At 63.5% G+C, this 25,215-nt stretch carries 23 protein-coding genes; 21 read left to right on the top strand and 2 right to left on the bottom strand.

Annotated features, from left to right (window positions below):
- The first annotated feature begins 207 nt into the window (after nucleotides 1-207).
- From BTO02_RS34610 to BTO02_RS33005, 3 genes are all read left to right on the top strand, one after another.
- Nucleotides 208-483: a hypothetical protein gene (locus BTO02_RS34610; RefSeq protein ID WP_156884051.1), complete on the top strand. Its 276-nt coding sequence runs from the start codon at nucleotides 208-210 to the stop codon at nucleotides 481-483.
- A gap of 46 nt (nucleotides 484-529) precedes the next feature.
- Nucleotides 530-1,366: a CmcJ/NvfI family oxidoreductase gene (locus BTO02_RS33010; RefSeq protein ID WP_075161141.1), complete on the top strand. Its 837-nt coding sequence runs from the start codon at nucleotides 530-532 to the stop codon at nucleotides 1,364-1,366.
- A gap of 195 nt (nucleotides 1,367-1,561) precedes the next feature.
- Entirely contained in the window at nucleotides 1,562-2,350 is a 789-nt protein-coding gene (locus BTO02_RS33005) for an FRG domain-containing protein (protein ID WP_075161140.1), read from the top strand.
- A 36-nt stretch (nucleotides 2,351-2,386) separates the two neighbouring features.
- Here the strand turns inward: BTO02_RS33005 and BTO02_RS33000 are convergent, their stop codons facing one another.
- On the bottom strand, nucleotides 2,387-2,989 hold the full coding sequence (locus BTO02_RS33000) for an ANTAR domain-containing response regulator (RefSeq protein ID WP_075161139.1): 603 nt from the start codon (nucleotides 2,987-2,989) through the stop codon (nucleotides 2,387-2,389).
- Nucleotides 2,986-4,182, bottom strand: coding sequence for a transporter substrate-binding domain-containing protein (locus BTO02_RS32995; protein WP_232243612.1), 1,197 nt, complete (start codon nucleotides 4,180-4,182; stop codon nucleotides 2,986-2,988). Before BTO02_RS32995 ends, BTO02_RS33000 begins: the two co-directional genes overlap by 4 nt.
- Before the next feature lie 376 nt (nucleotides 4,183-4,558).
- On the opposite strand from BTO02_RS32995, the gene BTO02_RS32990 reads away from it, so the two are divergent.
- The 18 genes from BTO02_RS32990 to hpnJ all read left to right on the top strand — a co-directional run bounded on the left by BTO02_RS32990 (nucleotide 4,559) and on the right by hpnJ (nucleotide 25,211).
- A complete protein-coding gene (locus BTO02_RS32990; RefSeq protein WP_075161620.1) occupies nucleotides 4,559-5,806 on the top strand; it encodes an urea ABC transporter substrate-binding protein in 1,248 nt (415 codons plus the stop codon).
- Nucleotides 5,807-5,885: 79 nt separating this feature from the next.
- Entirely contained in the window at nucleotides 5,886-7,559 is a 1,674-nt protein-coding gene (gene urtB, locus BTO02_RS32985; RefSeq protein WP_232243611.1) for an urea ABC transporter permease subunit UrtB, read from the top strand.
- Complete coding sequence (urtC, locus tag BTO02_RS32980; RefSeq protein ID WP_075161136.1) at nucleotides 7,556-8,695, top strand: urea ABC transporter permease subunit UrtC; 1,140 nt, start codon at nucleotides 7,556-7,558, stop codon at nucleotides 8,693-8,695. The genes urtB and urtC overlap by 4 nt, the downstream gene beginning before the upstream one ends.
- Nucleotides 8,692-9,444 carry an urea ABC transporter ATP-binding protein UrtD gene (urtD, locus tag BTO02_RS32975; protein ID WP_075161135.1) on the top strand — a complete coding sequence of 251 codons (753 nt, stop codon included), beginning with the start codon at nucleotides 8,692-8,694 and terminating at the stop codon, nucleotides 9,442-9,444. The genes urtC and urtD overlap by 4 nt, the downstream gene beginning before the upstream one ends.
- 2 nt (nucleotides 9,445-9,446) lie before the next feature.
- Entirely contained in the window at nucleotides 9,447-10,151 is a 705-nt protein-coding gene (gene urtE / locus BTO02_RS32970; protein ID WP_075161134.1) for an urea ABC transporter ATP-binding subunit UrtE, read from the top strand.
- A gap of 43 nt (nucleotides 10,152-10,194) precedes the next feature.
- Nucleotides 10,195-11,193, top strand: a complete 999-nt coding sequence (locus BTO02_RS32965; protein ID WP_075161133.1) for an acetamidase/formamidase family protein — start codon at nucleotides 10,195-10,197, stop codon at nucleotides 11,191-11,193.
- A 13-nt stretch (nucleotides 11,194-11,206) separates the two neighbouring features.
- Complete coding sequence (locus tag BTO02_RS32960; protein ID WP_075161132.1) at nucleotides 11,207-11,977, top strand: SDR family NAD(P)-dependent oxidoreductase; 771 nt, start codon at nucleotides 11,207-11,209, stop codon at nucleotides 11,975-11,977.
- A 67-nt stretch (nucleotides 11,978-12,044) separates the two neighbouring features.
- Complete coding sequence (locus tag BTO02_RS32955) at nucleotides 12,045-13,208, top strand: substrate-binding protein (RefSeq protein WP_075161131.1); 1,164 nt, start codon at nucleotides 12,045-12,047, stop codon at nucleotides 13,206-13,208.
- Nucleotides 13,209-13,230: 22 nt separating this feature from the next.
- On the top strand, nucleotides 13,231-14,064 hold the full coding sequence (locus BTO02_RS32950; protein WP_198039356.1) for a branched-chain amino acid ABC transporter permease: 834 nt from the start codon (nucleotides 13,231-13,233) through the stop codon (nucleotides 14,062-14,064).
- The gene (locus tag BTO02_RS32945; protein ID WP_232243610.1) at nucleotides 14,057-15,904 is read left to right on the top strand and encodes a branched-chain amino acid ABC transporter ATP-binding protein/permease; all 1,848 of its coding nucleotides are present in this window, start codon (nucleotides 14,057-14,059) and stop codon (nucleotides 15,902-15,904) included. Before BTO02_RS32950 ends, BTO02_RS32945 begins: the two co-directional genes overlap by 8 nt.
- A complete protein-coding gene (locus BTO02_RS32940) occupies nucleotides 15,901-16,611 on the top strand; it encodes an ABC transporter ATP-binding protein (RefSeq protein ID WP_075161128.1) in 711 nt (236 codons plus the stop codon). The genes BTO02_RS32945 and BTO02_RS32940 overlap by 4 nt, the downstream gene beginning before the upstream one ends.
- A gap of 18 nt (nucleotides 16,612-16,629) precedes the next feature.
- Nucleotides 16,630-17,556 (top strand): DUF1028 domain-containing protein, encoded by a 927-nt coding sequence (locus tag BTO02_RS32935; protein ID WP_075161127.1) that lies wholly within the window; start codon nucleotides 16,630-16,632, stop codon nucleotides 17,554-17,556.
- Nucleotides 17,553-18,956 (top strand): amidase, encoded by a 1,404-nt coding sequence (locus BTO02_RS32930; RefSeq protein ID WP_075161126.1) that lies wholly within the window; start codon nucleotides 17,553-17,555, stop codon nucleotides 18,954-18,956. Before BTO02_RS32935 ends, BTO02_RS32930 begins: the two co-directional genes overlap by 4 nt.
- The gene (locus tag BTO02_RS32925) at nucleotides 18,953-19,795 is read left to right on the top strand and encodes a nitrilase family protein (RefSeq protein ID WP_075161125.1); all 843 of its coding nucleotides are present in this window, start codon (nucleotides 18,953-18,955) and stop codon (nucleotides 19,793-19,795) included. The genes BTO02_RS32930 and BTO02_RS32925 overlap by 4 nt, the downstream gene beginning before the upstream one ends.
- Nucleotides 19,796-20,082: 287 nt before the next feature.
- Nucleotides 20,083-20,937 (top strand): DUF72 domain-containing protein, encoded by an 855-nt coding sequence (locus tag BTO02_RS32920; protein ID WP_083615566.1) that lies wholly within the window; start codon nucleotides 20,083-20,085, stop codon nucleotides 20,935-20,937.
- Nucleotides 20,938-21,103: 166 nt separating this feature from the next.
- Entirely contained in the window at nucleotides 21,104-21,493 is a 390-nt protein-coding gene (locus BTO02_RS32915; RefSeq protein ID WP_075161123.1) for a copper resistance CopC family protein, read from the top strand.
- Nucleotides 21,494-22,433: 940 nt separating this feature from the next.
- Nucleotides 22,434-23,669, top strand: a complete 1,236-nt coding sequence (hpnI, locus tag BTO02_RS32910) for a bacteriohopanetetrol glucosamine biosynthesis glycosyltransferase HpnI (protein ID WP_075161122.1) — start codon at nucleotides 22,434-22,436, stop codon at nucleotides 23,667-23,669.
- A 90-nt stretch (nucleotides 23,670-23,759) separates the two neighbouring features.
- Nucleotides 23,760-25,211 carry a hopanoid biosynthesis associated radical SAM protein HpnJ gene (hpnJ, locus tag BTO02_RS32905; protein WP_442953518.1) on the top strand — a complete coding sequence of 484 codons (1,452 nt, stop codon included), beginning with the start codon at nucleotides 23,760-23,762 and terminating at the stop codon, nucleotides 25,209-25,211.
- The last annotated feature ends 4 nt before the right edge of the window (nucleotides 25,212-25,215 follow it).

Below are 25,215 nucleotides of genomic sequence, written 5' to 3'. Positions count from 1 at the left end.
ATGAGCTTGCGTTTTTCGCCAAGCGTGGAATCACATTGCCCCTCCGCGGTGTCGAAGTTTAACTAGCCAGCCAAGCCAGGCGTATCGATCATGCAGATGGCGGCACGCAATCCATTTGCGTGTTCGAAGCATCGCTGAAGCGACTGCCTGTCTGCATTGAGCATGCTCGCTAGTTGAATCAGCGCATCTGGAAGTAGGAGGGTTGTCATGCCGGGTCTTGCATCGATTTTTCGTCGACCGCTTTTCCGTCGATCAAAGCTTTTTCGACAATCGGACGGTGCTGCCGCGATCCGCGGCGTTGCAACTTCTCCCCTAAGTTTGCGAGCCGATGAGGCGGATGACTCATCGACGCGCGAGCGCTCGACTCGCTCCGAGGCCGAGCGCCTCGAACGCGTCGCAGCCTATGCGTGCGCCGGATATTTCAACCTTGGTTACACGTTCGAGATGTTTCATCTCGCCGGCGAGCTGCCGCCGCCCGAATAACACGCGGCACGCAAAATCTGTTTTTCGCAAGGACGGAGTAATACCCATGAGCGACATCGTCATCGATCAACCTGTCATGGTCGAGGCCGACCTGAACTATCTGGTGCCTGACGGCCAGCGGCCCTATCGCTATATGTATGATCCGCCGACGGGCGTACCGCGCGAGGGCGGCATCTACCGCGCGCATCGCGTGCCGATTGTCAATGCGCGCGTCGCGGCGCCGCCGGGCGGCTTGTCGCTCGACCGCAACGGCTTCGAACTGCACGCGCATAAGAGCGCACTCGATGACTTCTCGGACGCGCGCATGATCGAATCGGTGTACTACCCCGAATCGATCGAGCTGATCAAGCGGCTGACCGGCGCACGGCGTGGCGTCATTTTCGACCATACGCTGCGCGATGCCGATCCGGCGACACGGCCAGGCAATGGCCACGAGCCGGTGAAGACGATCCACAACGATCAGACCTTCGTCTCGGGACCGCGCCGCGTCCGCGAACTCGCGCCCGCCGACGAAGCCGACGAATGGCTCGAAGGACGCACGGCGATCATCAACCTGTGGCGCCCGATCGTCGCACCGGTCGAGTCGTCGCCGCTCGCGATGTGCGATGCGCGCAGCATCGCGCCGGGCGACCTGATCCCAACCGATCTGCACCGCCAGGACGGCACGAGCGGCGAGGTTTACACGTTCGCTCATAACGCGCAGCACCGTTGGTACTATTTTCCGCGGATGACACCGGGCGAAGTCGTGCTGCTGAAAATCTTCGATTCGACCGAAGACGGAATCGCCCGATTGACCGCGCACACCGCGTTCGAAGATCCGTCCTCGCCGGCCGATGCGCTGCCGCGAAAAAGCATCGAATTGCGCACGCTGGTGCTGTTCTGAGGCTTGTTGAGCACGGCAGCCGGCGCTTGCGGCGACAACTCGCTTTGCCGCAAGCCGCGCTCGGCCGCGTTTGACCGGCCACACGATTGAAAATTTACGCACGACCGAAACAATTGCCTTCTATACTCGCGCCGAATCAGGCTAAAGCGAATAGTCTGTGACCGTTGAAAGCTTTACGCGGAGGCAAGCGGCGCGATGGAAACGATGGTCATCTCGAGCTGGGGCGCGTTCGTCGACCTGTGTTTGGATCTCGACGGCTGGGCTTTTCGCGGACAACCGGACGCACGCTGGCATCTGCAAAGTTCGTTGTCGCGCTATCTTCTTGCTTACGTCGCGGACCGCTCGGAATGGCAGGCGCGCGAAGCGCGCGCGATTCGCATTTTCCGGCGCAAGGCTCACAATTACCTGTCGAACCCCGAACTGCTCAACGACGATCTACGTTGCCTGAGCCTGATGCAACATCATGGCGCGCCGACGCGGCTGCTCGATTTCACGAAGTCGCCGTTCGTTGCCGCATTTTTCGCACTCGAGCGGACGACGACCGATGCCGCGATCTTTGCGTTGAACACGCCGGCGCTATGGCGTAATAGCGCACGCCCGAAGGCAGCGCCGTCATTGACGCGCGACGAACTCGATCCGCGCGTGAAAGGCAATCTGGAGCGGTATTTCCTTAGCAACGAAAACGAAGTGATCTGGTTCGGCGAGCCCTCCGAAATGGACGGCCGCCTGATTGCGCAATCGGGCACGTTCGTCGTGCCTGGCGTAATCGACCGGCCGCTGCATGCGATTCTCGACGACTACGAAAGCGACGCCGAACTGCTGCGCAAGATCATCCTGCCGCCTGGCCTGCGCAGCGATGCGATGCGCTGGCTATACCGGATGAACATCACGAACGCGTCGCTGTTTCCCGATCTCGATGGCCTCGCGAAGTCGATTGCGGTCGAACTCGAGATGGTGTGGCCGAGCCTGACGTTCGGGTCATAGCTCGCGACGACGGCAAACGGCGCCCAGCACCGCGCCTCAAAAACTCAGCGTTTCATGCGCCTTGACGATCGCGCTCGCGATCGTCTCGATCTGCTCGCGCTTAAGCATTGCCTGCGAGCGCAGCAGTTGATACGCCTCGTCTTCCGACACTTTGCGCGCATCCATCACGATGCGCTTGGCTTGCTGGATCACACGCAGATTCGCCTGTTTCTGTTCGAGCCGCTCGATGTAGCGCTCGCGCATTCTGGACGCCTTGAATTGAGTCAGTGCGACGGCAATCGCGGTAAGCAGCCCGAATGAGCGCACCGGCGATGGAATCGTTGCAAACGCATTCAACCGCAGCACGGCTTCGATCGTGATCGGGTTCTCGTATGTGACGACGGGTATCACGGGCGGCGTCGAGCTCTCGCCGAGCCATGGGAACGAAGTCGCAAGCGTTTCGGGGCGCACCGCCATCACGACGAGACCGGTACCCGGCGGCAAGCTGTCGAGGCGCGGCCAGAACACTTCGACATCGCAGCCGATGCGCTGCAATTGCGCGAGCAGTTCTTCGCCATCCTGATCGTGCGGATGAATGACCGCGACTTTCAGCGAGCGCAGATCGCGAAGTATCGCGGGAGTGCCAGTCACCGGTTTCATCGGGCGGCTCCTGAGCGCGTGAGCTCGGGTTGCGCGGCAGCGGTCCACGCGGGTGTCGTATGCGACACGACATACGGGTCCGCTTTCACGCGGCCCGGTGCGCGTCCGATGATGTCGAACTGACCGCGTGCATTGACGCGGCCGATCAGCGGATGCAGGTACGTATGGTTGTTGTGCTCGTCGATGCGTACGCGTCCTTGCGGCGCATCGTATTCAAGGCCGGGCAGCACGCGAAGCAGCAAGGTGGGATCGTCCGAACCGACCCGGCGGATTGCATCGGCGAGCAGATGCATCTGGAAATAGGCTGCTTCCCAGCACATGTTGGTCGGCTGCTCGCTGCCGAAGCGCGCCTGATAGCGCTGCACCGCGGCGACGTTCGCCGGCGTTCCGATGCTTTGAAAATAGGTCGCCGACGTGATGTGGCCTTCGGCCAGGTCGCTGCCCATCACGGCGATCTCGGCTTCGCTCGTCATATGGCTCGCAATCGGCATCCGGTAAGGATCGAGTCCGACATGCGCGAATGCGCGATACAGAAGCGGAATGCCTTCGCCGACCACGGTCGAAAAGATGAAATCGGGTGCGCGCTGCTTGATGCGCTGCGCCGCGTCGAGGTAGCTTTGCCACGGCGCATCGAGCGCGAGGTAGGTCTCCTCGACTTTCTCGCCGCCGCGCTCGAGAATCAGATCGCTCATCACGCGATTCGATTCATAGGGGCAAACGTAGTCCGAACCGATCATGCTGACGCGCGAGCCGAACTGCGTAAGCATGAAGCCGGCTAGCGGCAGTGTGTTCTGATTCGGCGCGGCGCCCGTATAAATCACATTGCGGCTGTATTCGAAGCCTTCGTACGGCGTTGCATAGAAAAGCAGCGCGTTGTGCCGCTCGACGATCGGGATGACGGCCTTGCGCGTGCTCGACATATAGCAGCCGACGATGATCTTCACACGATGTTCGAGAATCAGCTGCTCGGCGAGGTCCGCGTAACGGCGCGGCGCGCATTGCGGGTCGAGACAGACGAGTTCGATCGGCCGGCCCGATACGCCGCCCGCCTGGTTGATCTCCTCGGCCGCGAGCATCGTTGCTTGCAACTGCGTAATCTCGGCCGCGGACGTGACGCCCGAGCGCGAGTACAGCACACCGATCCGGATGGGGGCCGACGTAGAGCCCGGCACGTTGCTTGTCATGGGTGTCATTCAAAGGACGTTGCTTGTGCGTGCTGCGCGTCGCTGGTGCAGGCATGCACAGTCTGCGTGCGGCCTGCGCGTGCGTGCGAGTGCGCGGCGCCCGTCGATAATGCCCGCTGCGCATCGCGCGGCGCAAGTGAACAATATGCGGAGTGCGTCGCTTCAACGTTTATCGAGCGACGCTGCGGGTCCGTGGCTATCGTTGGCATACCGATTGCTTTTTAGCTTTCGCTGACCCAGCGCGCGCAGCGGATCAGCTCACCTCTTTGCGTCGCTCGAGACAAAGGCGTCTTGTGCGGCACCGGCCAAAAAAGCCCGAAACCGGTTCGTCCGGTTTCGGGCTTTTTGCGTTTGCGGTTTTCTCATACACGTCGGAGTGATGCACATGAAAAGACGTACCTTCCTGTCGGCAGTCGGTTCGGGGTTGGTGACCGCTGCTGGCGTCACGTTGCCCAAAGCCGCGTTTGCCGCGGGCGGCGGCGAGCCGATCAAGCTCGGACTGCTGTTTTCGCAGTCGGGAACGATGGCGAACAACGAGTCGCTGCTGAAGGACACGGCGCTGATGACCATCGATCAGATCAACGCAAAGGGCGGCGTAATGGGCCGCAAATTGCAAGGCGTGGTCGTCGATCCGGGCTCGGACTGGCCGATGTATGCGCAACTATCGAAGCAGCTGATCCAGCGCGACAAATGCTCGGCGCTGTTCGGCTGCTGGACGTCGGTATCGCGCAAGTCCGTGCTGCCGGTCGTCGAAGCGCAGGACAGCCTGCTGTTCTATCCGCTTCACTTCGAAGGCGAAGAGCAGTCGAAGAACGTCGTCTATCTGAATTCGCCGCCGAGCAGTTCGGTGCTGCCCGCGGTGGACTATCTGATGAGCGAGCAGGGCGGCGGCGCGAAGCGCTTCTATATGATCGGCAGCGACTACGTCTGGCCGCGCACGATCAACAAGATGCTCAAGGGCTATCTGAAGACGAAAGGCATTCAGGAATCTGCGTGGCGCGAACATTACGTGCCGTTTGGTCAGTCGAATTTCCAGACTATCGTGCGCGAGATCAAGGACTTCGCCGCGCAACCCGGTGGCCAGGCAATCGTCGTGATGACGGTGGTCGGCGATTCGATTCCGGCGATGTTCAAGGAAGCGATCAACCAGGGCATTCGCGCGACCGATATTCCGATCCTCGGTCTCGACGTCGTCGACAGCGACCTCGAAGGTCTCGACACGAAGCCGCTGGTCGGCCACCTGAGCTGCTGGTGTTACTTCCAGAACGTCGACACGCCCCTGAACCGCCAGTTCAAGAGCGACTGGAAGAACTATGTGACCGCGCACAACCTGAAGCACCGGCCGGACATGGTGATCGATCCGATGGTGTCGACCTATCTGGGCCTCAACCTGTGGGCGAAGGCCGCGACGAAAGCGCACTCGACGAGCCCGGATGCGGTGCGCAAGGCGCTGGCGGGCGAAACGGTCGCGGATCCGGCCGGCTACACGGCGAAGATGGACGAAACCACGCAATACCTGTGGCGCGGCGACATGATCGGTTCGATCAACGCGAATCAGGGCTTCGACATCTTGTGGAAGTCGAAGGACATCGTGAAGCCGGTGCCGTTCAGCCCGTATATCGGCAAGGCTTGACGCCGCAGTGGCAAGTTCGCGCCGGTCCGCGCATGGCAATTGCATGGACCGGCGCGGCAGCATCGACCGGAAAACTCGTGTGATCAACATCAGGCAAATCTTCCTCGCCATCGCGGTCGCCACGATGGCGCTTGCAGCGAGCGTCATCGCGGTTACCGCGAACGCTGCGTCGTCGCCGGACGCCTCGGTGACGGCAGCGGCAGCGGCACCGGCTGCGCGTGCGGCCGCGCTCGCCGCGTTCTGCGCGCAGGACGGCGACAAGGCCGCTGCACTGTCGCGAATCGTCGAACGCGGCGTGTCGGCCGATGCGGGCGAACAGGCGTGGGCCATGCGCATCGTCGATGCGATGCGCAACGGCGCGCTCGTGTGCGGCGACAACGGCCACGCGACGATAGCAGGCAGTCCGGCGCTCGATGCGGCAAGCGGCCAGCCGGCCGCGGGTTCGGGGTCGTCGGCCGATTTGCCATACGTGCCCGGCATTCTCATGATGCGCAAGCTGGCCGTCGCATCCGCGGAAATCAGCCTGTTTTCGCACGACGAAGATAAACGCGCGACGGCGGCTCGCCAGGTCGACAAGTTCTTCAGCCTGCTCGATCCGGCCATCGTTGCGCGCGCAAGCAAGCAGGAACGCAATCCCGATATCGCCGCCGTGCTGACGCTCGCGCTCGCCAAGCGCGGCCTCAACAGCGACGTCAAAGCCGACCGCCTTGCTGCGATCAAAGCGGTCGCGCAAGTGCCGAGCGAGACCGCCCGCACCGCGCTCGCGAACCTGGCCACGCAGGATGCCGTACGTAACGATCCCGATCTGCGCGCCGCGGTGCAAGCAGCGATGCACGATATCGATACCTGGCTATCGGTCGGTAAAGCGCTGTCGATACTCTTTAGCGGACTCAGCTATGCCGGCGTATTGCTGCTGACCGCGCTCGGACTGTCGATCGTGTTCGGCCTGATGGGCGTGATCAATCTGGCGCACGGCGAGTTCATCATGATCGGTGCGTACGCGACGTGGCTCGTCGAACGCTTCATGCAGGCGCATCTTCCCGCGCTATTCGACGCGTATATCTTCGTGGCGATTCCGGTCGCGTTCGTCGTGTGCGCGGTGTGCGGCATGCTGCTCGAGTTCTGCGTGATCCGTTTCCTGTATCGCCGCCCGCTCGAAACGCTGCTCGCGACCTGGGCGGTCAGCATCGCGCTGATCAAGCTCGTGCAGGTGCTGTTCGGCTCGCAGAACCTCGAATTCGTCACGCCGGCCTTTCTGAACGGCGGCGTGCAGGCCGCGCCCGGCTTCTTCGTCACCTATAACCGGCTCTTCGCAATCGGCCTCGCGCTGCTGATTTTTGTCGCCACGTTCGCGGTCATCCGGCTCACGAAGCTCGGCCTGCTGATGCGCGCGACCACGCAGTTGCGCGATATGGCGAAGTGCCTCGGCGTGCCCGCCGAACGCGTCGACCGCATGGCCTTCGGCATCGGCGCAGGCCTCGCTGGACTTGCCGGCGTCGTGCTCACGCAGATCGCCAGCGTCAATCCATCGATGGGCACGGGCTTCGTCGTCGATTCGTTCATGGTGGTCGTGCTCGGCGGCGCCGGAAGCCTGGTCGGCACTGCGGTGTCGTCGCTCGCGCTCGGCGAGATCAACCAGTTCATCGAGCCGTTCTATGGCGCGGTCGCCGCGAAGGTCGCGGTGCTGCTGCTGATCGTGCTGATCATCCAGAAGCGGCCGCAAGGTCTCTTTGTTCTGAAGACCCGCGTATGAACACATTCCCCGATCCGCATGCCGCCTCGCGGCGCTTCACCTTGTCAGGTCTCGCCGCACGATGGATGGGACCGGCAACCGAAGCGTTCGTCGCGCCGTTGCTCATACTCGTCGCGCTCTATTTGCCGTTCGCCTATTTCGTCGTGCCCGAGTCGAGCGTGCTGCATCTTTCGTTGTTCGGCATCAACCTGATCGGGCAGATCATGTGCTTTGCACTGCTTGCGCTGGCGCTCGATCTGGTGTGGGGCTACGCAGGCATCCTGAGCCTCGGCCACGGTATCTTCTTCGGCATCGGCGGCTATCTGATGGCGATTTACCTGCTCAACGGCGCCTATGAGCAGACGCACGTATTGCCCGACTTCATGCAATACATGGGCGCGCACGATTTCCCGAAGCTGTGGACGGTGCTCGCGCGTCTTTACGTCGCCGTTCTCGCCACGATCGTCGTCAGCGCCGTCGTGGCCGGCGTGTTCGGTTTCGTCACGTTCCGCTCGCGGATCAACGGCGTGTATCTGTCGATCATCACGCAAGCGTTGACGTACGCGCTGATGCTGCTGCTCTTCATCAACGACGTCGGGCTCGGCGGCAACAACGGCATGACCGGCTTCACGCAGCTCGCCGGTCATCCGGTCGCGGCCACGGGCACGCAGATAGGGCTGGCAGTCGCGTCGTGCGTGCTGCTGGTGGTGGCGTACCTCGCGGTGCGTTATCTGACGCGTTCCGCGTTCGGCCGCGCCCTGATCGCGGTGCGCGACGACGAAGCGCGCATGCGCTTTCTCGGCTATCGCACGCATACGCTGAAACTCGTGGCCTGGTGCCTCTCGGCCGTGCTCGCCGCGCTGGCCGGCATGCTGTACGTGCCGCAGGTCGGCATCGTCAATCCGACCATCGTATCGCCGCAACTGTCGGTTGAAATCGCGGTGTGGGTGGCGATCGGCGGGCGCGGCACGCTGGTCGGTGCGATCCTCGGCGCCATTCTCGTGAACGGCATCAAGTTCTGGCTCACCGCGGAATTGCCTGCCGTCTGGCCGTTCATTCTGGCCGGCGTCACGTTGCTGATCGTCGTGTGCTTCAGCCACGGCGTATGGGGCACGTTCAGGGCGGCGGTCGAGCCGCACAAGGATGCGCGCCGATGAGCCCGACACCGCAAACGGCGATCTACATCAGCGGCCTGTCTGTCACGTTCTCGGGTTTTGCCGCGATCACGAACCTGTCGATGGAATTTCGCTACGGAGAAATCCGCGCGATTATCGGGCCGAACGGCGCCGGCAAAACGACGCTGATGGATGTGATTACCGGCAAAACACGGCCGGCGGCCGGCGAGGTATTCCTCAACAAGGTGACGAATCTCGCGGCGCTCGACGAAACCGCGATCGCGCGTCTCGGCATCGGCCGCAAATTCCAGAAGCCCAGCGTATTCGAAGCACTGCGCGTGCGGGAAAACCTCGAGCTTGCGATCCGCAACGGGCGCGGCTATGCCGATATGGTGCGCTCGCGTTTGACGCAGCGGCAGCACACGCGCATCGACGAAGTGCTGGACACGATCAATCTCGCAGCCGAAGGCGAACGCATGGCGGGCACGCTGTCGCACGGGCAGAAGCAATGGCTCGAGATCGGCATGCTGCTCGTCGCCGACCCGCACGTGATCCTGCTCGACGAACCGGTGGCCGGCATGACCGATCACGAAACCTCGCGCACGGCGGAGCTGATCGCACGGCTCAAGGCGCCCGAGCGGGCAGTGATCGTCATCGAGCACGACATGGACTTCGTCGGCGAGATTGCCGATCTCGTCAGCGTGCTGCACGAAGGCAAGCTGCTCGGCGAAGGATCGATGGCAAGCGTGCGCGCCAATCCCGAAGTGATTCGCGTCTATCTGGGGCGCTGACGATGCTGACCATTTCATCGCTGAACCAGTACTACGGCAGCAGCCATACATTGCGCGACGTATCGCTCGACGTGGCGGACGGCGCCTGCACGGTGGTGCTCGGCCGCAACGGCGTCGGCAAGACGACGCTGCTCAAATGCCTCGTCGGCCTGTTGCCCGTGAAGGCCGGCGGTATCGCGCTCGACGGCCGCGAAATCACGCGCACGCCGTCGCACCGGCGCGTCGCCGCGGGTCTCGGCTATGTGCCGCAAGGCCGCGACATCTTCCCGCTGCTCAGCGTCGAGGAAAACCTGCGCATCGGCGCGTATGCGGGCGAACGCAGCGTAGCGCGCAACGGCCGGCAGTTCACGTTTGCCGATGTGTTCCAGACATTCCCCGTGTTGAAGGCAATGCGCCGGCGCATTGCAGGCAATCTCTCCGGCGGCCAGCAACAGCAGCTCGCGATCGGCCGCGCGCTGCTGACCAACCCGAAACTGCTGATTCTCGACGAACCGACCGAAGGCATTCAGCCGTCGATCGTGATGGAAATCGAGGCGGTGATCCGTTCTTTGAAAGGCTCGCTGTCGATCCTGCTCGTCGAGCAGTTTTTCGATTTCGCACAGGCAGTGGCCGACGACTACGTCGTGCTCGTGCGCGGCCAGGTGGTGTCAGCCGGCCGCGGCGACCAGATGGAGGCGAACAACGTCAGGGCGCTGATCTCGGTTTGAACATGTCGCCCACTTCCGATCAACCTCACAGGAACACACGTAGATGAACTGGCTTTCACAATCGATCATGTACACACGCGGGCTCGCGCGCGGCCAGGTCGGCACGACGCACGAATTGACCGAAGCGCGGCAGGGCACGTTTCACTACACGATGGGCCCGTATTCGGAGCCCGTATTGCATATCGCGCCGGGCGACCGGGTGGTCGTCGAAACGCGCGATGCGTTCGACGGCAAGATCCGCACCGAAAAAGATCTGCCGAGCCAGCACCTGAAGGTGCCGTTTCTGAATCCGCAGAACGGTCCGATCATGATAGACGGCGCGGAAAAGGGCGACGTCGTCGCCGTGTACATCGAATCGATGCAGCCGCGCGGCGACAATCCGCGCGGCACGTGCTGCCTGATTCCGCGTTTCGGCGCGCTGACCGGCACCGAATACACGGCCACGCTGAACGAACCGCTGCCCGAAATCACGCGCAAGATCGACCTCGACGAAGATGGCGTGTACTGGAGCAAGCGCATCAAGCTGCCGTACAAGCCGCATATCGGCACGCTGAGCCTGTCGCCGGAAATCGATTCGATCAATTCGCTGACGCCCGACAACCATGGCGGAAACATGGACGTGCCCGATATGGGCCCGGGCAGCATCACCTATCTGCCGGTTCGTTCGCCCGGCGCGCGTCTCTTTATCGGCGATGCGCATGCGTGCCAGGGCGATGGCGAAGTGTGCGGCACGGCCGTGGAATTCCAGAGCACGACGACGATTCACGTCGATCTGATCAAAGGCTGGCAGATCGACTGGCCGCGCCTCGAGACCGACCGGCTGCTGATGACGATCGGCAGCGCCCGGCCGCTCGAGGACGCAACGCGTATCGCGTATCACGAACTCGTGCGTTGGCTCGAGCTCGAGTACGGATTCGACCGTTGGGATGCCTACATGATGCTGAGCCAATGCGGCAAGGTGCGCCTTGGCAACTTCGTCGATCCGAAATATTCGGTCGGCGCGGCGATCGACAAGAAGTATCTGGCGCCCGAAGCGGCGTAGAGGAGACCGGCTCATGGACCTTAAGCTCAAAGGAATGAAGGCGCTCGTCACGGGCGGTACGCGCGGCATCGGGCTCGCGATCGCCGAGGCTTTCGTCGACGAAGGCGCCGATGTCGCGCTGTGCGCACGCGACGGCGCGGCGGTCGAACAAACGGTGGCCGATCTCGCACAGCGCGCTGCCGGAACCGTACGCGTGACCGGCTCGGCCGTCGACGTAGCGGATGGCGAAGCGTTGCGAGCATGGACGCGCACGGCCGCGGAATATTTCGGCGGACTCGACATCGTCGTGGCGAACGTCAGCGCCTTGTCGACTGCGGACGAACTTGCGTCGTGGCAGGCGGAGTTCGAGACCGATCTGATGGGCACGGTGAACCTCGTGCATGCGGCAATGCCGTTCCTCGAGGCAAGCAAAGCGCCATCGATCGTCGGCATTTCCAGCGTATCGGCGCGCGAGATCGACTTCGCGGCGGGGCCCTACGGCACGTTCAAGGCGGCGGTCGTGCATTACGTGCAAGGGCTTGCCTATCAGCTCGCGCCAAAGGGCATTCGCGCGAATACCGTGTCGCCGGGCAATACCTATTTCGCGGGCGGCTTGTGGGAGCACATCGAACGCAACGATCCGAAGCTGTTCGCGGATTCGCTCGCGTTGAATCCGACCGGCCGCATGGCGAAACCCGAGGAGATTGCGAATGCGGTGGTCTTCATCGCAAGTCCGGCGGCGAGTTTCGTCAGCGGAACCAACCTCGTGGTGGACGGTGCGCTGACGCGCGGCGTGCAGTTCTGAGGCGCGGCAAACAGCGTTCGACCGAAACGGTTTGATCGAAACAAATCATACAAGGAGCCATACAACAATGAAGCGCATCTCTTTCGCGGCGGCGGCCGCCGCACTGCTTGCATCCGTCGTGACCGTTCATACGGCGTTCGCCGCCGACCCGATCAAGATCGGCGTACCGGTGGGGCTGAGCGGCGCGAACAGCGTCGTGGCGCCGTCCGTCGTGCAATCGGCGCAACTCGCGGTCGACGAGATCAATGCGAAGGGCGGCATTCTCGGCCGTCAGGTCAGCCTCGAAGTGGCCGACGACGGCAGCGGCGCGGCCGGTGCGCAAAAGGCCTTCGATTCGCTGATCTTCGACAAGAAGGTCAACGCGCTGATCTCGATGGAAACGAGCGCCGCGCGCAATGCCGGTTTGCCGATCGTCTCGCGCGGCAAGGTGCCGTTCATCTACACGTCGTTCTACGAAGGCCGTTCGTGCAACCGCTATATGTATGTCGACGCATGGGTGCCGGACCAGCAGGTCGCCCCGATCGTCGACTACTTCATGAAGCAGAAGCACGCCAAAACGTTCTTCCTGATCGGCAGCGACTATGCATTCGGCCGCGGCATGCTCGACTTCACGAAGAGCTACATCGAGAAGCAGGGCGGCAAGGTGGTCGGCAACGAATATCTGCCGATGGACGGCTCGGACTGGACGCCGATCATCAGCAAGCTGCAGGCGGCGAAGCCTGACGCGATCATCACGTCGACAGCCGGCGGCGCGCCGAACGTCACGCTGACGAAACAGCTGCGCGCGGCTGGCGTGAAACTGCCGTACGGCAATCTCGCCGTCGACGAAGGCACGGCAAAGAGCATGGGCGCCGATGCGGCAGGCATCTATATTTCCGGCTCGTATGTGACGAACATCGACACGCCTGCCAATCATCAGTTTCTTGCGGCGATGCAAAAGCGCTTTGGCGCCGATCTGAAGACGCCGAACGATCTGTCGGTGCCCGAATACGAAGCGATCTATCTGTACAAGGCCGCGGTTGAAAAAGCCGGCACCGTCGACACCGCCAAAGTGATACCCGCGCTCGCACAGGTGTCGTTCGACGGCCCGCGCGGCAAGATCCAGATGGACAAGCAGCGTCACACGCCGCTCACGATGTATCTCGGCCAGGTGCAGGCGGACGGTTCGGTCAAGGTGATCGAGTCGTTCAAGAACGTCGATCCGGGCGCGCAGTGCCCGGCGCTCAAGTAAGCGCAGCGAGGCGACCGCGATGCTGAATCTGGGCCTCGATATCGTCACGACCGCAGCGATCCTGTTTATCGTATCGACCGGATTGCTGCTCGTATTCGGCGTGATGAAAATCATCAACTTCTCGCACGGCGCATTCCTGACGACGGGCGGTTATGCAAGCGTGATCGTCGCGCAGGCGGGGCTCGGCTGGTGGTGGAGCATTCCGTGTTCGCTCGCGATCGGCTTCGTGCTCGGCATGGCGGTCGAACGCTTCATCGTGCGGCCGCTCTATGCGCGTCCGCTCGATGCGATTCTCGCGACCTGGGGCCTCGGCATTATCGTCGGCCAGCTGATCACGCTCGCGTTCGGGCGCGGCGTGCAGATGGTCGCGAGTCCGCTGACCGGCGCCGTTCACTGGCTCGGCGCGCAGTATTCGGCATACCGGCTCGTGCTCGTCGGCGTCGCGTTGGTCATCGCGCTCGTGCTCGGCTGGCTGCTCAACGGCACGCGCCTCGGTCTGCAAACACGCGCCGTCATCATGAACGAAGCGCTCGCACGCGGTCTCGGCATCAGCAGTGCGCGCGTGCGGTTCATTACGTTCTGCACGGGCGCGGCGCTCGCTTCGCTGGCCGGCTGCCTGATCACGCCGCTCGCGAGCGTCGATCCGAATATGGGCGTCGCGTGGGTGGTGGGCGCATTCATGCTCGTGCTGGTAGCGGGCGCATCGCTCGTCAATCTTGCTGTGGCAAGCGCGGTGCTCGGCGGTGCGCAGGTGCTCGTCAGCACCTTCGTCAATCCGGTGCTCGGCGGCCTGACGATCGCGGTGCTCGCGGCGTTGCTGCTGCGTATCAGGCCGGAGGGCTTTGCTCGTGGCTGATCCTGTTTCGACCATGCCGTTGCGCGCGCCGGTTGCGCGGCCGTGGCGCATGCCGCTCGTCGTGAGCGTGGCCGCGCTCGCCGTGCTGGCGGTGGGCAGCGTCGTGCTGCCGACCTTTCTCGTCAATAACCTGATCCGCTCGTTTCTGTATGCGGCGCTTGCGTTGACCGTCGATCTGCTGTGGGGTTACACAGGCATCCTGACGTTCGGGCAGTCCGCATTCTTTGGCATCGGCGCTTATGCGGCGGGCCTCGTCTTCGTGCACGCGGGCTATTCGCCGCTGCTCGCGGCGGGGGCGCTCGCGGCGGGACTCGCGGCCGCATGGCTCGTGTCGCGCGCGATCGGCTGGCTCGCGTTTTATCACGGCGCTTCGCCGCTCTATGCGTCGGTCGTGACACTCGTGCTGCCGATCGTGCTCGTGCAGGCGATCTATTCGGGCGGTGAATTCACCGGCTCGAGCAGCGGGCTGTCGGGTTTCGACAGCATCGACCTGCCGCTTTCGGCGTGGTTCTTTATCGCCGGCGCTTTCCTCACGCTGGTCGCGGTGATCGCGTGGCTGTTCGTGCGCAGCGACGCGGGCCGGCTGCTGGTCGCGATTCGCGAGAACGAGTCGCGCTGCGAATATCTGGGCATCGACGTATCGCGCTACAAGGCCCGGCTGATGGACACATGCGCGCTCGTCGCCGCGTTCGCGGGCTTTCTGTTCGCGTGCGTGCAGATGGTGGTGGCGCCCGAGTATGCAGGCTTCGTGTTCGGCACCGAACTCGTGATCTGGGTCGCGCTCGGCGGACGCGGTTCGCTGTTGGGCCCGATCGTCGGCGCGTTGCTCATCGATACAGGCAGCGCATATCTGAGCGGCGACCTGCCGTATATCTGGACGCTGCTGATCGGCATCGCCTTTGTCGTCGTGATCGTCGCGATGCCGCGCGGGCTCGCGCCGCTGGTCGCGGATGGCGTGCGCCGCGCGCTGCCGCGCCGCCGAGGCCCGGCGCCGGTCGCGGTCACGTTCGTCGCGGCGCCCGCGCGCGAGCACGAAGGTCCGGGAGATGGCGAAGCTCAGGGCACGCCGGCCCCGGCGCTGTCGCTGCGCGACATACACAAGCATTTCGGCAGTCTCAAGGTGCTCGACGGCATCAGCTTCGACGCGCATGCCGGCGAGTTGTTGAGCCTGATCGGACCGAACGGCGCGGGTAAAAGCACGCTGATGCGCTGCATTGCCGATGGCGCGCAGCGTTCGGGCGGCACTGTCGAGATCGGCGGCGCCGAGATCCGGCGGCTTGCGCCTTACGACTGCGTGGCGCTTGGCGTCGGACGCAAATTCCAGACAGCGACCGTATTCGACTCGCTGAGCGTGGCCGAAGCATTGCGGATCGCGCGCTATCGCGTGGCGCGGCCATCGAGATGGCAACGCGCAACGACGCTCGAGTTGCCGCAGCCCGCGCTCGACGTGCTGCGGCTGACAGGCCTCGATCGCATACCGGAGCGGCCGTGCCGGTATCTGTCGCACGGCCAGAAGCAGGCGCTCGAACTCGCCATGGTGCTTGCGCTCGAACCGCGCACGGTGTTGCTCGACGAACCGACCGCGGGCCTCACGAAGCAGGAGCGCACGCAGATCGGCTCGATCTTCGTCTCGCTCGCAACGCGCTACCGGATGTGCCTGCTGCTCGTCGAGCACGACCTCGATTTCGTGCGGCAGATCAGCTCGCGCATCGTCGTGCTGCACCAGGGGCGCATTGTGATGGACGGCGGCGTCGACGAAGTCGTGAACTCGGACCTCGTGCGCGCCGTGTATGCGGGCGAATCGCACGCGGGGGCGGCCAACACAGGGAGCAGTGCATGAGCACATCACCTGCAATCGATATCGGCGCGCTGCAAAGCGGCTATGGCGAAGCGATGGTGCTCAAGGGCATCGACCTCACGCTTGCGCGCGGCGAAGTGGTTGCGATCATGGGCAAGAACGGAATGGGCAAATCGACGCTGCTGAAGACGTTGATGGGCTATATCCGGCCGAAAAGCGGCGACGTCGCGCTGTTCGGCGAGCGCATCACGGGCCTGCCGCCGAACCGGATCGCGCGGCGCGACGTCGCTTATATTCCGCAGGAACAGGCCCTGTTCCAGGATCTGTCCGTCGAGGAAAACCTGAAGCTCGCACTCGTGCGCGACCGCGATTTCAAGCCGCTTTTTGCACGTATCGAAGACCTGTTCCCCTTTCTGAAGCAGCGTTTGCGGCAGAAGGCCGGCACCTTGTCGGGCGGCGAGCAGAAGATGTTGCTCGTGGCCCGCGCGCTGATCCGCGAGCCGAAGCTGATCCTGATCGACGAAATCACCGAGGGCATGCAGCCGTCCGTGATCGAACGGCTGGTCGGCATCCTGACGCGCGAGCGCGACCGCTCCGGCACATCGATGCTGCTCGTCGAGCAGCACGTGCACTTTGCGTTCGCCGTTGCGAACCGCTATGCGGTGCTCGAACTCGGCGAAATTCCGGCCGCGGGTTCGACGTCCGACCCGGCAGCGCACGAGACCGTTGCGCGCTTTCTATCGCTTTAGCCACGGAGACCGCTTTTCATGACATTTTCGATTGTCGCGCGTTGCCCGGGCACCGGCGCGCTCGGCGTGGCTGTCAGCACCGCAGTGCCGGCCGTGGGTGCGATGTGCATCTATGTGCGCGCGGGCGTCGGCGCAGTGTCGACGCAATCGTGGGTCAACCCGTATCTCGCGCTCGACGCGCTCGCGCTGCTCGAACAAGGCGCCGACGCGGAGAGCGCGCTCGCGCAGGCGCTCGGCGGCGACCCGGCCGCGGATTTGCGGCAGATCGGCATGATCGGCAGCCGCGGGCACGGCGCGGCATGGACCGGTGCGCAATGCACGAGCGTGGCCGGGCAGCGCACCGGTGCAACCTATTCGGTTCAGGGCAACATGCTGGTCGGGGCCGCGACGCTCGATGCGATGCAGGCCGCGTTCGAAGCGACGCCGGACCTCACGCTCGAAGAACGCCTGATGCAGGCGCTCGAGGCGGGGCAGGCCGCGGGCGGCGACATGCGCGGACAGCAATCGGCGGCGCTCAAGGTCATGCGCGACGACGCGTATGCATGGGTCGATTTGCGCGTCGACGAACATGAGAATCCGGTAGCCGAATTACGGCGCGTGTTCGAGCTCGCGCGACACCAGGTTGCACCGTTTGTCGAAAGCATGCCGACGCGCGACGACCCGGGTCGCGCGCCGTCGGACGCGGTCACGCGGATGCTGTTGACGTCCCCGCCGGCGCGTCCGGGAGCGACGCGGCGTGCGCACGTTACAGCGGACGAACGCATCGATGCACTCGCGCGCTGGATCGGTATCGAGTTCGCGGACGATCGCATCGCGCACAATCTGTCGGTGTACGGAACGATCCTCGCGGAGATCGACAAGCTGCGCACGCTCGATCTGTCGGATCGTCACCCGGCGATCGTGTTCGACATCGCGCGTCTTTATCGCACGATGGAGCGACCATGAGCGATATCGAAGATCTCACTTCGCTCGCCGCGCGCATCGCCGATGGCGACGTCTCGCCGGTCGAGGTGATCGATAAGCTGCTCGCCGGCATCGAGGCCCTCGACACCGACGTGCTCGCATACGAATGCATCAATGCGCGCGCTCGGGCCGACGCCGAACGCTGTGCCGCCGAAATCGCGCGCGGCGAGCGGCGCGGACCGCTGCATGGCGTGCCGATCGCGATCAAGGACAACTACCTGACGGCCGGCATGCCGACCACCGCAGGCAGCCGCGCACCGGGCTACGTGTTTCCCGACGAGGACTCGGCCGCCGTCGCGCGCCTGCGCGCGGCGGGCGCGGTGCTGATCGGCAAGACTCGCACGCACGAATTCGCATGGGGCACGGAGACGCCGCCGACGCGCAATCCGTGGGACCTGTCGCGCATTCCCGGCGGCTCGAGCGGCGGCTCCGGCGCGGCGCTCGCGGCAGGCCTCGCATTCGGCGCGCTCGGTTCGGACACCGGCGGCTCGATCCGTATTCCGGCGAGCCTGTGCGGCGTGGTCGGCCTCAAGCCGACCTTTGGCCGCGTGAGCCGCGCCGGCATCGTGCCGCATAGCTGGTCGCTCGATCATGCGGGCCCGCTTGCGCTCACCGTGCGCGACGCCGCGTTGATGCTCAACGTGCTGGCCGGCTTCGACGCGCGCGACCCCGGCAGTGCCGACGTGCCCGTGCCCGACTTCACCGCGCAGCTCGAGAGAGGCGTGGCGGGCTTGCGCATCGGCGTGTGCCGCAATCACTTTTTCGGCGCGAACGAAGTCGACGTCGAAGCGCGCGTCGAACAGGCGATTGCCGATCTGGCTGCGCTCGGCGCGCAAATCGTCGATTTCGAAGTGCCGGATCTGCAATACGGGCTCGGCGCGATCTATGCCATCGAGCTTGCGTCGTCGAGCGCTTATCACGACCGCGGCCTGCAGCGAGGTGCGACAGCGGCGATGAACGACGACGTGCGCACGCTCGTCGAGATCGGCCGCATGGTGACGGCTGCCGATTACCTGAAGGCCGAGCAGCTGCGCAGCGTGCTGATCGAAGACTTCAATGCGGTGTTCGAACGCGTCGATGCGATCGTGACGCCCACCTCGCCGGTGACCGCATGGCATCGCGGCCAGGCGTCGGTGATCACCGGCGGACTCGAGGAAAGCCCGCTTGCCGCATCATGGCGGCTCACCTATCCGTTCAATCTGACCGGTCTGCCGGCGCTGTCGCTGCCGTGCGGTTTCGATGCGCGCGAATTGCCAGTTGGCCTGCAGATCGTCGGCAAGCCATTTGACGAAGCGACCGTGCTGCGCGTTGCGCATGCTTATGAAAACGTGCATTGCTGGCATGCGATCCGTTCGCCGATTGCGAGGAGTGTGGTTCTATGACTGCGGGGAGCGAAAGCAAGGTAGGCGTTGCCTGCATCCAGATGCGGCCGGAAGTCGGCGCGAAGGCGCACAACGTTGCACGCGCAACCGCGTTGATCGAAGAAGCGCATGCGCGCGGCGCGCGTCTGATCGTATTGCCCGAACTGTGCAATTCGGGCTATGTGTTCGAGACGCGCGAGGAAGCGTTCGCGCTATCCGAGACGTTTGCCGACGGCGAGACGATTCGCGCATGGGCGGCCGTGGCGGCGCGTCTCGACGTCACGCTGGTCGCCGGCTATGCGGAGCGCGACGGCGACGTGCTCTATAACGCGGCGGCGATCATCGGCCCGCAACGCGTGCTTGGCAACTACCGCAAGCTGCATCTGTGGGGCGACGAAAATCTGTTCTTCGAGCCCGGCAATCTCGGCGTGCCGGTGTTTCATACGCCGTTTGGGCGCATTGCATGCGCGATCTGTTACGACATCTGGTTTCCCGAAGTCTTCCGGCTTGCTGCAAACGGCGGCGCCGATATGCTGTGCGTGCCGACCAACTGGGTGCCGATGCCCGCGCAGCCGGCCGGATTGCCGGTCATGGCGAATCTGCTCGCGATGAGCGGCGCGCATTCGAATGGACTTTTCGTCGCGGCCGCGGATCGCGTGGGCAACGAGCGCGGCCAGCCGTTCCTCGGCTGCAGCGTGATCGTCGACGCGCACGGCTGGCCGGTCGCCGGCCCCGCGAGTGCGACCGATGAGGAGATTCTTCTCGCGCAGGTGAATCTGGCCGATGCGCGCCGGCATCGCCAGCTCAATGCATTCAACCATGTGCTGCGTGATCGACGGCCCGAAGCGTACCGGTCATAGCGTGCGAAGGACGACGCGCAGCCTCGCGCGATTCGCTACACTGGAGCGGGTCGAACGCATGAGGGGAGACGTCATCCATGGCAGCGCGCAAACCGGCCGCGAAGGCGGCGAAATCCACGAAGGCGGCCGCGAAGGCACCGGCTAAACGCGCGTCGGGCGCGTTGGGTGCGGCGGGCAAGACGGCGGCTCGAGCGGCGGGTAAGAAGGCGGTAGCGACGAAAGTCGCTACGCAGGCAGCGACTAAGAAAGCGCCGGCCACGAAGGCGGCCTCCCGCAAACCCGAGCCCATGGCAAACACCCGGCCCGCCACCGCAAAATCGGCCAGCGGTGCCGGTTCAACGATGCCCGCCATCCGCGTGGGCATCGGCGGCTGGACTTTCGCGCCGTGGCGCGGCCTGTTCTACCCCGAAGACCTTGCGCAGAAACGCGAGCTTGAATACGCGAGCCGCCAGCTCACGACCATCGAAATCAACGGCACGTTCTACGGATCGCAGAAGCCCGAATCGTTCGCGAAGTGGCACGACGAGACGCCGGACGACTTCATTTTCTCGCTGAAGGCGCCGCGCTTCGCGACGCACCGGCGAATCCTTGCGGAAGCGGGCGAGTCGATCGAGCGCTTTATCGCAAGCGGCGTGCTCGAACTGAAGAACAAGCTCGGGCCGATCAACTGGCAATTCGCGCCGACCAAGCAGTTCGACGAGCAGGACTTCGATGCCTTTCTGTCATTGCTGCCGAAAGAGGCCGGCGGCCGCGCGCTGCGCCATGCTGTCGAAGTGCGGCACGAGAGCTTTCGCAACGAGGCCTTTGTCGCGCTTGCCCGCAAGCACGGCGTGGCGATCGTCGTGGCCGGGGATTCCAGATATTTGCAGATCGCCGATGTCACCGCGCCGTTCGTCTACGCGCGGATCATGGGCACGTCCGACGCGTTCGAGCACGGCTACGATGACGCCGCACTCAATCTATGGACCGCGCGGATGCGAACGTGGGCGTCGGGCGGTCACCCGGCCGGCCTCGAAACCGTCGCGAAGCCGGTGGCCGCCGGCAAAAGCCCGCGCGAGGTGTTCCTGTATGTGATCAGCGGTTTCAAGGAGCACAACCCGGCTGCCGGTATCGCGCTGATCGAGCGGCTGAAACGAGCCTGAAACACTATTGAGGCCGCCGCTGGCCCCGCGTCTGGAACCGCCTCTGGAACCGCCTCTGGAACCGCCTCTGGAACATTAACCGGCCACGCCGTGTCGAAGCCGTCGCCGGCGCATCGGCGACTGATCGATGCGCTCGCGCATCCACCCATAACCGCAGCGACGCCTTATGTTCCGGAAACCGAAAGAATCAACCCTCGCGCGCAAGCACACGACCCTATGCGCACTATGTGCCGCGACGCTGCTTGTCGCGCAGACCGCATTCGCGCACGTCTTCCCGTCGAAGCAGGAGCCCTCCGCGGGCGCGACGGTATCCGCACCCGCACAGGTCAGCGTCACATTCAACGGTCCGCTCGAACCCGCATTCTCGACGCTGACAGTCACCGACGCGTCGGGCAAGCCGGTGACGACCAGCAAGGCGCGCATCGACGCGAAAACGCCCAGGGTGATTAGCGTGCCCTTGTCCGGGCTGGCAGCCGGACAGTACACCGTGCATTGGGTGGCGGTCGCATCCGATGGGCACCGCACGCACGGCGAATACACGTTCGATGTGAAATAGCTGTGACGGATCGCCGCAATCCGACATGGGCGCAAAGCGATGCTTCGCGCCTGAACCGGCATCGCGGATAGCGGCGGCAAGTCAACTGCATCGCGTAGTCGCTGACAATCGGGGTGCGACAAGCCGTAGCCGGCCCAGACGCGAAATTCGCGGCACGGCGTCTTTGCCATATCGGCAACCACCCGATTATCGGGCGGTATGTCGAGGATTTGAATAACGCGATTGCCTTGCAATTGAAGCATCCTCGAATTCTATTTTTTCAATACCGAAAAAGTCTATTGCGTCCCAGGTCGTCAGCGCATAGCGTCGTCGCAAAGTTTGTCGTTTTTAATCTAAGAGTACTGTAAAACAGGGATCTTTCGCGGCACACGGTAGACCGCTGCGCGACGGTGACGTACGCCGGCCGGCTGATGCAGCTTAATGTTTTGCTAAGAAACCACTGCTAGTATTCGTGTTGCGGCTTTGCTTTCCGCAGCATATTTTATTTGAAAGAAATAATTATATTTTCGTAAGGGCGGCTTTGCCGATCCCAACGAAATTGCAAGTGTTCTTTTGCGCGCGTTGTAGTCAATCGATGAAACGAACATTGCCAGAGACACCCTGCACCGGCGATTCCGCTGACGGTGCAGCGCTCCATTGTCAGCCACGCGATCGCGAGTGCGGTTGCGCGCGTCGGAGGGCGGGGCATGCCATCCGTCCATAAGGCTCGTCTGCGCTTGGTTTGCGTGCGGTCGATGCACGTGCGCCCTTATTTGGCTAACCTTTACTCCGACGCCGGCAAATTCTGCCGGAACATCTACGCTTCACATACAAACCTTACGCTCGCATTCGACGACACGAGCGGAGTGCCTTCGATGTTAATCAGACCAATCAGCGTGAGCATGTCTCGTCTGTCGACAGGATCGGCCCTCCAGCGCTTCTCGAAGGAGGCTCGCGCCCGATGACCGCGAACTGGACGTCTTATGCGCAGTGGCTGCTTGCGGCGATCTGCTGCGGCGCGACGGTCTATGCAGGATTTGCGGCCGGTCTGTTGCGGCGCACGGCACGCTGGCGTTCGCGCAAAGGGCAGCCGCAACCGCTACCCGCGGCGCTCGGTGCCGTCACCATACTGAAGCCGCTGTGCGGCGCGGAGCCGCGGCTCTACGAAAACCTCGCGTCGTTTTGCGAGCAGACACATCCGTGCTTCCAGTTGCTGTTCGGCGTGTCGTCCGCGCACGATCCGGCGATCGGCGTCGTGCGCCGGCTGCAGGCCGCGTATCCGCATTGCGACATCACGCTCGTGGTCGATGCGCGCGTGCACGGCAGCAACCTGAAAGTCAGTAATCTGATGAATCTTGCCGAGCACGCACGTTACGAGCTGCTCGTCGTGGCGGACAGCGACATTGCCGTCGCGCCCGATTACCTGCAGCGCGTTTGCGCGCCGCTCGCCGATCCGCGTAACGGCGTCGTCACCTGTCTGTATCGCGCGACCGGCATCAAGGGTTTCTGGTCCCGTGTCGGCGCGCTGTTCGTCAACGAATGGTTTCTGCCCTCGGTACTCGTTGCGCACGCAACGGGCTCGCGCGAATTCGGCTTCGGCGCAACGATCGCGCTGCGCCGCGAGACGTTCGAGAGAATCGGCGGCTTCGAGCCGTTGAAGGATTGCCTCGCGGACGACTACTGGCTGGCAAGCCACGTGCGCGCGCTAGGCTTGCGCACGGTATTGTCCGAAGTGATCGTCGCGACCGACGTGATCGAGCCGGGCCTTGTCGCGCTCTGGCATCGCGAAACGCGCTGGCTGCGCACGATCCGTTCGGTCAATCCGGCGGGCTTCGCGTTCCTGTTCATCACGTTCACCTCGCCGTGGCTGCTGCTCGGCGCGCGGCTCGCCGGCGCGTTCCAGGCAGAAGGAACGCAACCGGTCGCCGCGGCGGCGATGACGGCAATCACGTTCGCCGGCTGCCTCGCGCGGCTCTCGATGCATATTCATGCGACGCGCAACTGGTGGACGTTCTGGCGCGACCTGCTGCTCGTCCCGCTGCGCGACGCATTGCTGATGTTACAGTGGCTCGCCGGTGCGTTCGGGTCCTATGTGATCTGGCGCGGCGCGCGGGTTCCCGTTACGACGCAGACCGCAGAAAGCGGAACGGCCAAGCTCGATACCGTGGAGGTGTTCGAAGTCTCCGATGGCCGATAAACCCCGAGCGCACAAATATCTGACAATTCCATGAATGAACGCAACGCTGACATATTGCAGGGCGGAGTGAGTACGAAGATGAGTACGAACATGAGCGCGAACACGAGTACCGAGACGACCATGAAGACATTGTTCCTGCAGGCGCCGTCGTATGACGGATTCGATGGCGGCGCAGGGTCGCGCTATCAGGCCAAGCGCGAAATCCGTTCCTTCTGGTATCCGACGTGGCTTGCGCAGCCGGCCGCGCTCGTGCCCGGCAGCCGCGTGCTCGATGCGCCGGCCGACGGCCTCTCCGTCGCGCAAACGCTGAAGATCGCGGAACAGTACGACCTCGTCATCATTCACACGAGCACCCCGTCGTTCCCGACCGATGCGCTCTTTGCCGAAGACCTGAAAAAGCACAAGCCGTCGATCGTCGTCGGCATGGTCGGTGCGAAAGTGCAGGTCGATCCGCACAACTCGATCACCGCGACCGAGGCGATCGATTTCGTCTGCCGTGAGGAATTCGACTTCACCTGCAAGGAAATCGCCGAAGGCAAACCGTTCGCCGAAATCAAGGGCCTGTCCTGGCGTGCCAGGGACGGCTCGATCGAACACAACGAAGCGCGTCCGATCCTCGAGGACATGGATTCGCTGCCGTTTGTGGCGCCCATTTACAAGCGCGATCTGAAGATCGACAACTACTTCATCGGCTACCTGAACTACCCGTATGTGTCGCTCTACACGGGCCGCGGCTGCAAGTCGCGCTGTACGTTCTGCCTGTGGCCGCAGACGGTGAGCGGCCACCGCTATCGCGTGCGTTCGGTCGACAACGTGCTCGAGGAAGTGAAGTGGATTCGCGACAACATGCCTGAAGTGAAAGAGGTGATGTTCGACGACGACACCTTCACCGACGACGCGCCGCGCGCCGAAGCGATCGCGCTCGGCCTCGGCAAGCTCGGCGTGACGTGGTCGTGCAACGCGAAGGCCAACGTGCCGTACAAGACGCTCAAGATCATGAAGGAGAATGGCCTGCGCCTGTTGCTGGTGGGCTTCGAATCGGGCGACGATCAGATCCTCGTCAACATCAAGAAGGGGGTGCGCACGGATTTCGCGCGCCGCTTCAGCGCGGACTGCAAGAAGCTCGGCATCAAGATCCACGGCACGTTTATCCTCGGCCTGCCGGGCGAAACGCAGGAGACGATCCGCAAGACCATCGAGTACGCAAAGGAGATCAATCCGCACACCATTCAGGTGTCGCTCGCGGCGCCGTATCCTGGCACGACGCTCTACAAGCAGGCCGTCGAGAACGGCTGGATGGAGGAGAACAAGGTCATCAACCTCGTCAGCAAGGAAGGCGTTCAACTGGCGGCGATCGGTTATCCGCACCTGTCGCGCGACGAGATCTATCACCACCTCGAGCAGTTCTATCGCGAGTTCTACTTCCGCCCGTCGAAGATCTGGGAGATCGTGCGCGAGATGCTGATGAGCTGGGAGATGATGAAACGGCGTCTGCGCGAAGGCGTCGAATTCTTCCGCTTCCTGAGGGCGCACGAGGCGTGAGCTT

Source organism: Paraburkholderia sp. SOS3, assembly GCF_001922345.1.
Classification (GTDB): Bacteria; Pseudomonadota; Gammaproteobacteria; order Burkholderiales; family Burkholderiaceae; genus Paraburkholderia.
Note: the sequence above shows the minus strand (reverse complement) of the source record. Positions and strands in the feature narration are given on the sequence as shown.

Excerpts from the sequence above, each read along its gene's own strand:
- BTO02_RS32955 (WP_075161131.1), top strand. The coding sequence starts at position 12,045 with ATGAAGCGCATCTCTTTCGCGGCGGCGGCCGCCGCACTGCTTGCATCC.
- BTO02_RS32965 (WP_075161133.1), top strand. The coding sequence starts at position 10,195 with ATGAACTGGCTTTCACAATCGATCATGTACACACGCGGGCTCGCGCGC.
- BTO02_RS33010 (WP_075161141.1), top strand. The coding sequence starts at position 530 with ATGAGCGACATCGTCATCGATCAACCTGTCATGGTCGAGGCCGACCTG.
- BTO02_RS32930 (WP_075161126.1), top strand. The coding sequence starts at position 17,553 with ATGAGCGATATCGAAGATCTCACTTCGCTCGCCGCGCGCATCGCCGAT.
- urtE (WP_075161134.1), top strand. The coding sequence starts at position 9,447 with ATGCTGACCATTTCATCGCTGAACCAGTACTACGGCAGCAGCCATACA.
- hpnI (WP_075161122.1), top strand. The coding sequence starts at position 22,434 with ATGACCGCGAACTGGACGTCTTATGCGCAGTGGCTGCTTGCGGCGATC.
- BTO02_RS33005 (WP_075161140.1), top strand. The coding sequence starts at position 1,562 with ATGGAAACGATGGTCATCTCGAGCTGGGGCGCGTTCGTCGACCTGTGT.
- hpnJ (WP_442953518.1), top strand. The coding sequence starts at position 23,760 with ATGAGCGCGAACACGAGTACCGAGACGACCATGAAGACATTGTTCCTG.
- BTO02_RS32940 (WP_075161128.1), top strand. The coding sequence starts at position 15,901 with ATGAGCACATCACCTGCAATCGATATCGGCGCGCTGCAAAGCGGCTAT.
- BTO02_RS32935 (WP_075161127.1), top strand. The coding sequence starts at position 16,630 with ATGACATTTTCGATTGTCGCGCGTTGCCCGGGCACCGGCGCGCTCGGC.
- BTO02_RS33000 (WP_075161139.1), bottom strand. The coding sequence starts at position 2,989 with ATGAAACCGGTGACTGGCACTCCCGCGATACTTCGCGATCTGCGCTCG.
- BTO02_RS34610 (WP_156884051.1), top strand. The coding sequence starts at position 208 with ATGCCGGGTCTTGCATCGATTTTTCGTCGACCGCTTTTCCGTCGATCA.
- BTO02_RS32990 (WP_075161620.1), top strand. The coding sequence starts at position 4,559 with ATGAAAAGACGTACCTTCCTGTCGGCAGTCGGTTCGGGGTTGGTGACC.
- urtD (WP_075161135.1), top strand. The coding sequence starts at position 8,692 with ATGAGCCCGACACCGCAAACGGCGATCTACATCAGCGGCCTGTCTGTC.
- BTO02_RS32915 (WP_075161123.1), top strand. The coding sequence starts at position 21,104 with ATGTTCCGGAAACCGAAAGAATCAACCCTCGCGCGCAAGCACACGACC.
- urtC (WP_075161136.1), top strand. The coding sequence starts at position 7,556 with ATGAACACATTCCCCGATCCGCATGCCGCCTCGCGGCGCTTCACCTTG.
- BTO02_RS32920 (WP_083615566.1), top strand. The coding sequence starts at position 20,083 with ATGGCAAACACCCGGCCCGCCACCGCAAAATCGGCCAGCGGTGCCGGT.
- BTO02_RS32995 (WP_232243612.1), bottom strand. The coding sequence starts at position 4,182 with ATGACACCCATGACAAGCAACGTGCCGGGCTCTACGTCGGCCCCCATC.
- BTO02_RS32960 (WP_075161132.1), top strand. The coding sequence starts at position 11,207 with ATGGACCTTAAGCTCAAAGGAATGAAGGCGCTCGTCACGGGCGGTACG.
- BTO02_RS32925 (WP_075161125.1), top strand. The coding sequence starts at position 18,953 with ATGACTGCGGGGAGCGAAAGCAAGGTAGGCGTTGCCTGCATCCAGATG.